The sequence below is a fragment of the uncultured Kiloniella sp. genome (assembly GCF_937128705.1).
In the GTDB taxonomy this organism is placed as follows: domain Bacteria; phylum Pseudomonadota; class Alphaproteobacteria; order Kiloniellales; family Kiloniellaceae; genus Kiloniella.
The window spans coordinates 1-7,584 of record NZ_CAKZMP010000377.1; the positions used below are offsets into that span (position 1 = coordinate 1).

Genomic DNA, 7,584 nt, shown 5'->3' on the forward strand with positions numbered 1-7,584 from the left:
AAGCCGGCGGAATGGAAGGCGGGGAACTATCCCAGACGCTGTTCCTTCTATCAGCAGCGATCTATTTTTGCCTCGCCCCCTGATCAGCCGCAAACCATCTGGACGTCGAAAACATCCAACGAGAAAAACTTTACTTTAGGCACCAATGCCGACGACGCCTTTAAAGCGACGATCAAGGCAGGGCAGGTCAACCATATTCAATGGATGGTCGAGGGGCGTGCCCTGATGATGGGGACATCGGGGGCCACAAGAACATTGAGCGGATCTTCGGCCAATGAAGCTTTAACCGTTACGTCGGTGATCAATCGCCGCCATACAACGGAAGGATCAGCCGCCATTCCCCCTATCCAGAAGGGGGAAGTGGCCCTATTTCTAAGCCGGAACAGAAAACGGTTACATGAATTTGTTTTCTCGTTTGAGCGAGACAGTTTTATTGCGCCCGATCAGACTTTTTTATCTCAACATATAACGGGAACCGGGATTAAGGATATGGATATGGTCAATGATCCTGATTCCATTATCTGGATGGTCCGGGACGATGGGCAACTGGTTGGCGTTACCTATGAAAAATCTCAAGAGGTTGTCGCGTTCCACCGTCATAAGCTGGGCGGTTCAACAGACGAGCATGACTGGGGTGAAGTTGAAACCGTTGCTGTGACTTATGAAGCCAAACGAGAAGTTTTATGGCTGTCGGTCAAGCGTAAAGTCAATGGAGAAATCGTGCGCCACATTGAATTTATGGAAGCCGGGTTTGATGATGGTCGGGATAAAAAAGATGCCTTTTTTGTGGATTGCGGCGGAACCTATGAAGGGGACGCGGCCAATACGATTAACGGTTTTGATCATCTTATCGGGCAAGAGGTGGATATCCTGCACGATGGCAAGGTATCCCCACGATCAATGGTGTCAAATGATGGCAAGGTTTCGTTAAAAAATAACCGCACAGGTTTGAAAATTACCGCCGGGTTGCCTTATCAGTCTGTCGTACAGCCTCTATCCCCGATTGTCGCGCTGCAAAATGGTACCGGCAGAGGTAAGAAAAAGCGTGTTGTTTCTATGGGCGTGGATGTCATGAACACAGGAACAATTGAAGCCGGAGACAGCCTGCAAGATACGCAAACGCATATCTTCCGCGATGGATCAACACCGTTCGGCCAATCCCCGGATCTCTATACCGGATATCTGGAAATTGATCCGGAAAACGGCTTTAGCGACAAAGCACAAATTTTCATCAGAGCAAGACAGCCGCTTCCGGCCACGATCCGGTCACTCATCACTGAAGTACAATCCGAGGGGTAGTTCCTCTCTCGTTCTGCTTTTACATGGTCGTTCTAATTGAGGAATAAAATGGATAACACTCATCGTTTAGAAGAGTTTCGTCGTTCATTAAAAGTTCCTGAGAGCTCTGCTGAACTCTTAGGAAATATTAAGGTGAACACTAAAGAGGGTACTAAAAGTTTCTATAAAGCTTATGCCGAAATTGCTTTAGTTCTCGAAGAAAATCCAGAAATATTAGGAGTCAACCGAGATGATCCTGACTATGATAAAACGAAAACATGGTTTGAGCGAGCAGCGGAAATTAACAGTGATGATCCTAGAAGCTCCGCGAATAAATTTATACGAGCCGTCTCAAAATATGGATTACTTTATTCAGGAAAATCTCTGAGTATTAAAGGTAATACAAGAAAAGACGCCACCAAAGATCGTTTAGATGAAACAACAGAGATTATTGGTCGCGGGGTAGTCAATCACGTTATAAATAAGCTGCAAAAGCATGAAGATGAGATAAATAAGCAGCAAAGTAAAGAGAGCAGAAATACTGAAAAAGATCTTAAACGTAATAGAATATTGCCAGGTATCAGTGAAATTATTAATGCGGAAATTGATGGTGCTCTAAAAAAAGGAGAACAGGATTTAGCCGGTTGGGGAGGTGCGTTTTATTTTTGGGATCATGAGCTCGGGTCAGGTAAAACTATTGGTGACGTAATAAAGGAAGATCCTGAAAAACTTGAGAAATTTTTGGCAATTAATGCGGCTGCGACCAGATATTCTATGGGGTCGGAATTGTATGAAGACTTTGCTGATTGGGAGTTTTCTGATGGTATCTTATTTGGCATAAGCGCCCCAATACCAATGTCTTTAAAGGCGGAAATTTTTGAGAGAGCTGCAACAGGTAATTATTCGGGGGCAGTGAATCAAGTTGATGGCTACGTATATAGTGATAAAGAAAAACGATGGATTAAGTATGATGGTAAATCTCTTGGTCATGAGTTTGATTCTGTATCATTCGATACTGCAGAAGGAATCAAGTTGAATCTTAGAAGACAAGCTCGTCTAAAACATCAAAACACTGATTTTGATAGTATAGATGTGCTTGGAAACCATGATAATACAAGCAATGTTGCTCCTGTTCATAGGGATCAAAGTTATTTGGATCAAATCAATCCCGAGAATTTTTTACCGGGATATGATGATTTAGAGTTCTGGTCTGGTAAAAAGAGTGATTTACGTCAAGGAAAACAAGAAGATGTAAATCAGCTTGATAGCGCCAAAGAAAAAGAAAGCTTAGGGTTTTTAAATGGCTTGCCTCGGAACTCTCTGATGTCTTCTCAAGCAAACAGGCAATCAAAATTTATGCAATGACCTTTTCTTATGGCTTCTGAAAATAAGATAACTGCTTAGGGATAGAGGAGTTATTACTAAAACAGCGCTACCCACTGAAAAAAAATAAAACAGGAAGAATGTATAATCTTCCCAATGTTTTGCGGTCGCGGTGCCATGGTTCGCTCCTACTGTTTTCAAAAGAACAGGCGGGTACAGTTCAGATAGTGTGTCATAGCAAAAAACAGTAGCAAATATGAGCCATATGACAGACATAAATAGCGCTGTATATTTAAGGTAAGATATGAAGTTGGACGGTAAAGCTAACCAGTTTTTCAAAGCTTTGAAGTAGTTATTCAGTTTTCTCCTTTTTGCTAGGTAAACAGGAATTGTTATCGTCAAAAGTAGGGCGATTATGAGGATGGAGATCAATACTGTTGATAAAAACATTCCCCAATATTTTCTGTAAATATAAATATCGGGGGGGCGTGCCCCAGCTGAAGTACATTGTGAAATCAGATGGTTTTGCAAACACTAGGGATATGTACAGAAGTACACAGAAGATGGTTGCAGAGACGCAAGCGAGTATGCTGTAAGCCAAGCAACGGTTTTTGAATTCAGCTTCTATTTTATCGATTAGAGAATGCATAGATAATAGCACCTATTTATATAATGCACGCAATGCTAGTTGGTTTGAATCCTTTGAACAATTAAATAAAGATGATGTCGGCTGAGTGGCGTTAATGTTGTGCCGTTTGGAGGGAGTCAAACATGTCATGAATAAATCGCTGATGCTGGTCAAGTTTTAACAAAAAATCTAAAATAAAGGGTAAGGTTATGGGGTGGTTTAAAAAGATATTTAAAAAAGTTGGAAATGTATTGAAAGATGCAGCCCCAGCTATTGGTGCGCTGGCGGGGATTGGCGGATTGGGAGCTACTGCTGGTTTTCTTGGGGCAGGTGGGGCACTTTTTAACGGTTTTGCCGAACGCAAACGTGCGAAAAAACAGGCTAAAATGGCAAGGCGGTTTGCGGCACAGGACGCGGCTAACAGCCTACGAAATACGCAACGTTTAGCGGGGCAACAGCGCGCCAACTTTGCCGCAGCGGGCTTGAAAATCGAAGGCAGCCCGGCCCTGTTGATTGAAGAGACTGAAAAGCTGGGGGCGCAGGAAGTTGATAATATTCTCTATGCAGGAAATCAGAAAGCAAAAGCTTATAAACGTGCCGGAAACAACGCTATGATCGGTGGTTTTTTGAATGCAGGATCAAGCTTCTTATAGATAATGATATTTTAAGATAGAGATCTAATCCCTTTATATCTTATGGTTGAATAAAGTGGCGCTTTCTGAGTTAATTGGCTATCTGAGGTTTGATTAATAGGTGAGCTAGAAGAATGCTAATTACCGCTATTCAGTCACGTTTTAAGGAAATAGAATTCAAACGGGTATTGAAAGCCTTTATCATTTCTATACTGGTTCTTTTTCTTCTGACTTTTGCCTATGAATTTATTGATAAGCTTTATTATGACTTCACTTTGATAGATGAAGCGAACCCGCAAAAGGGAACTCTACTTTTGGACAGAGCTCTGGAGTTGATCATAAAGTTTTCGCTTTATTTAATTCTCTATCAAATCCCGTCAAATTTGCCTGTTCTCCTGGGGGGATTGGTCCTGAATTTTTTTAAAGTAAAACGTATTATTTGGACATATCTGCTATTTGTTATCTGCTTTATTTCATATGATGTTTATAACCTTTTTGATCTTATGTATCCGCGTGAAGGTACCTCAACCTTTGGATACAGCACGAGGGATTGCGTGGCTGTTGTTGATTATGTTCGAACAGCTTGCGGGTATGAGATCTGGGTAAAAGGCTTTTTTAGGGATTTGGCTGAAGGTTTGATTGGTTCAGCGGTTTATCTAAGGTTTTATCAAAAAGGACCGAAAGAGGATGTCGGACAATTGGCAGTTGAATAAGGATGGCACGGCAACGTTTTTCACGGATGAATTTGGCCCTGTCACAATTGATCAGGATAATTTTTTTGATACAGCCCGGGATGATATCATCGATATTAAAAAGGACCATGAGGATTATCATGAATATGGATTTTTATATGATCTTGGTATTTCAACGAAAGATGTTGATCACAAAGTCGTATCCGCAGCTTTGGCAACCTTTGCAACTCCGCTAGGACCAAAGTATGGAAATTTTGCCGGGCCAGGGTTCGTAAAGCATTCTTCGGCTAATCCCGATGTTGTGACAAACTACACAACAAACTTACATCTTCTTGATCCCGGATTGGTACAGCGTACTATCGTCGTGAAAGATGGAAATTACCATATTCGTACTGTAGGTATTGGCACTGGTTATTTTAAAGATCAGAATGTAGATTATGCGAAAGATGTCTGGGGTTTTGCTGATAAAAGAATAAAGAATTGGATTGAGTCATACCAAAAAAGTAACAGTTTACGAATGGTTCCGACACACAAAAAAATAATTGGCGATGAAATAGAAAAATCGTTACTTAATGACCGCTTGCCTGGTGTTCTCGGCTCTGAGGAGGCTGTGTCTGAGAAAAGTATTGATCATAAGAGTTCATTATATTCCCGGACTCTTCTCAAAGATCCAAAGGATGCCATTGATACTGATGAAATTTTATCAGCACGTATGCGTGAAGGCTTCACAAAACCTCAAATAGATACTTCAGATGTTGATATGGCAGACAACGTGGCCGGGTTCTTGAATAACTTTTCAAACAACGAACTGTTACGGGTACAGTAAATGCCAACGACTTAATGCCTTTGTAGGCATCCTTCCAACCATATCTCTTTAGTTTTCTCTTTAGATCCAAGCATAGCTTCTGGATCTATTTTTTTGCCCAAATTCAGTGGGTTCAAGCTTAAAAGGTTATCAAAATGCCAAATATCCCTGATAGTCGAGCCCCCGCGACAGTTCGATTTCAACTGCCTGATGAAAATATTGGTGCAGTTACGAGTGGTCTTTCCAAGCTTTCACAAGCTGTTCATGAAAAAGATAAAAAGAAGAAAGAGGAAGAAAAGGCACGTAAACAAGAGCCTGCCACTGCCGATGTTGATCCTGCTGAGAGCCCACAAGATGAAAGTCCCATCGAAGGTGTGAAATCTGATCTGAGGGACGCATCGGAATACATGCAGGAAAAATTGCGTGATATTGATCTGTACGAAGAAATGTCAGAATTTGCGTCTGGTCTTTATCAGGGGATTAGGGAGCAGCTTGGCTTTACAGACAGTTCGCCATCAAAAATTGATGAACAAATTAGGACGTCCTATGCGGATATGAAAACGGACCTGATGGCGCGACAGAGTTTCAAAAACGAAAATGATGCTGCCGTTTTCAGTCAGCGATTTGATGAAAAAGCCCGTTTTGATCAACAGTCTCTCGGGGCCTTTAAACAACAAGTTCTTAGAGAAAAAATTTATACGACTGTTGATCGCCATATTGAAAAATACGGGGCTGGGGTTATTGGCAATCCAGATACTTTGACGGATGCCATTATCGTTATTGATAGCAATATCAACGATCTTGCGCCGGGCATAGGGCGTGAAGCCGCCGTTGAAAAAAGCAAAGAAGCACGTAGAAGCTTATTGTCCTTTGCACTTCAAGGGCGTGCGAAACAGGGGAACTACGACGCATTACAATCCTTGTTGGATGGCGTTGACTCGGCAACAGGGGCGGCGATCAATATTGATGAGTATGTGAACCGCGAAGATAAGGGGTATTTTCAATCCATTGCCTCAAAAGGAATTATACACAATGAGGCCACGAAGCTTCTGGATGATGTTTCAGCCGCGGAGCTGTCCGAAGAGGATTTGCTTCGAACGTTGGAACATTACCCTGATCAGTTGGTCGGCAAGGAAGCAGGTCTTCTTTGGAAAAGTCAACAACGCCTTCAAGCCAAAGAACAAAGAGAGAGAATAAAGGGGCAGCGTTATTCCGCCTGGAATTACCTTGTCGAGAACAGAGGTAATATTGACGTTAATAATCTTTCGCTAGATTTAAGTGAAGCAGATCGAGATCAGATTGCAGAATATGCTGATAAAATTAACGCTGGCGATAACGGCTTCCCTTCTGATGTTGAGTTTAAGCGCCAACAAGGTTCGCGTGCCTTATACGAGATTAACGGATTACAGGTTGCTGACCCTGAAGCATTCCAAAACTATGATCTATCCCATTACTTCAAAGATCTATCACCGAAGCAAATCAGCCAAGTTATGGCTATGCAGCAAAGTGAGCCGGATCCTCGTAGCTCTGCTGATTTTAAATTGCGCGAACGGTTGGCACAAAGAGCCCAGAAAAATATTACCGGCAGTGATGGGCAAGGAGAGTTTGATCGGGATGCTTTTGTTGACTTCCGTGTTCGCCTTGATGAAAGGATTGACGAATATAACGGAACGCATAATGAACCCGCGGGACCTTTTGAAGTAGAGCAAATCGTCAATGATATGGTCGCGAATGGCGAGGTGGTTTTCCCGAATCTTGAAAATGAGGTTATTTGGGATGAAGAGGGACGTGATGTCTTGATTGGTGAAGGAGGTGAAAGCTTAAGTAAGGAGAATAGCAATGAGGACCAGGATAATAGTGAAACCCCAATAATTGATATGGCCTATGAACAAGGACATGAAGAAAAAGGAGCAGTAAAAATAGATGATTCTTATACTTTAGATAGAAAAAATTGTACTATTACCGAAATGATTTTTGTTCCTAAAGAGATAAAAGATGATTTGTATTTGATGAATATTCAAATTATATCTTTAGAAATGGATGCTAGTCCTAGTAAGATTTTGTTGTTTGAAAAAATTTAAACACAAAAGGCTCAAAAGTTTTTTTAGCTCGCATAGCCGCTGAGGCGCAAAGCTTAGTAATAAAAGTGTGTAATGGTAATATTCTAAGTCAAGCTTTATTTCAAAGTATTTTGAAAATTTACAAAACCAACAACTTCTATTTGAT

The 7,584-nt window shown here is 41.5% G+C and carries 6 protein-coding genes; all 6 read left to right on the top strand.

Translation table 11 applies throughout. From position 1 onward, the window contains the following. A partial coding sequence (locus Q0241_RS19360) for a hypothetical protein (RefSeq protein WP_299380741.1) occupies positions 1-1,299 on the top strand: 1,299 nt, incomplete at its 5' end. Between the two features lie 48 nt (positions 1,300-1,347). After that, positions 1,348-2,643 (top strand): hypothetical protein, encoded by a 1,296-nt coding sequence (locus Q0241_RS19365; protein WP_299380742.1) that lies wholly within the window; start codon positions 1,348-1,350, stop codon positions 2,641-2,643. Positions 2,644-3,438: 795 nt separating this feature from the next. Further along, a complete protein-coding gene (locus tag Q0241_RS19370; protein WP_299380743.1) occupies positions 3,439-3,882 on the top strand; it encodes a hypothetical protein in 444 nt (147 codons plus the stop codon). Positions 3,883-3,995: 113 nt separating this feature from the next. Next, positions 3,996-4,574 (top strand): hypothetical protein, encoded by a 579-nt coding sequence (locus Q0241_RS19375; RefSeq protein ID WP_299380744.1) that lies wholly within the window; start codon positions 3,996-3,998, stop codon positions 4,572-4,574. Then, positions 4,549-5,379, top strand: a complete 831-nt coding sequence (locus Q0241_RS19380; RefSeq protein ID WP_299380745.1) for a hypothetical protein — start codon at positions 4,549-4,551, stop codon at positions 5,377-5,379. The genes Q0241_RS19375 and Q0241_RS19380 overlap by 26 nt, the downstream gene beginning before the upstream one ends. A 134-nt stretch (positions 5,380-5,513) precedes the next feature. Continuing rightward, on the top strand, positions 5,514-7,439 hold the full coding sequence (locus Q0241_RS19385) for a hypothetical protein (protein ID WP_299380746.1): 1,926 nt from the start codon (positions 5,514-5,516) through the stop codon (positions 7,437-7,439). Positions 7,440-7,584: the final 145 nt, after the last annotated feature.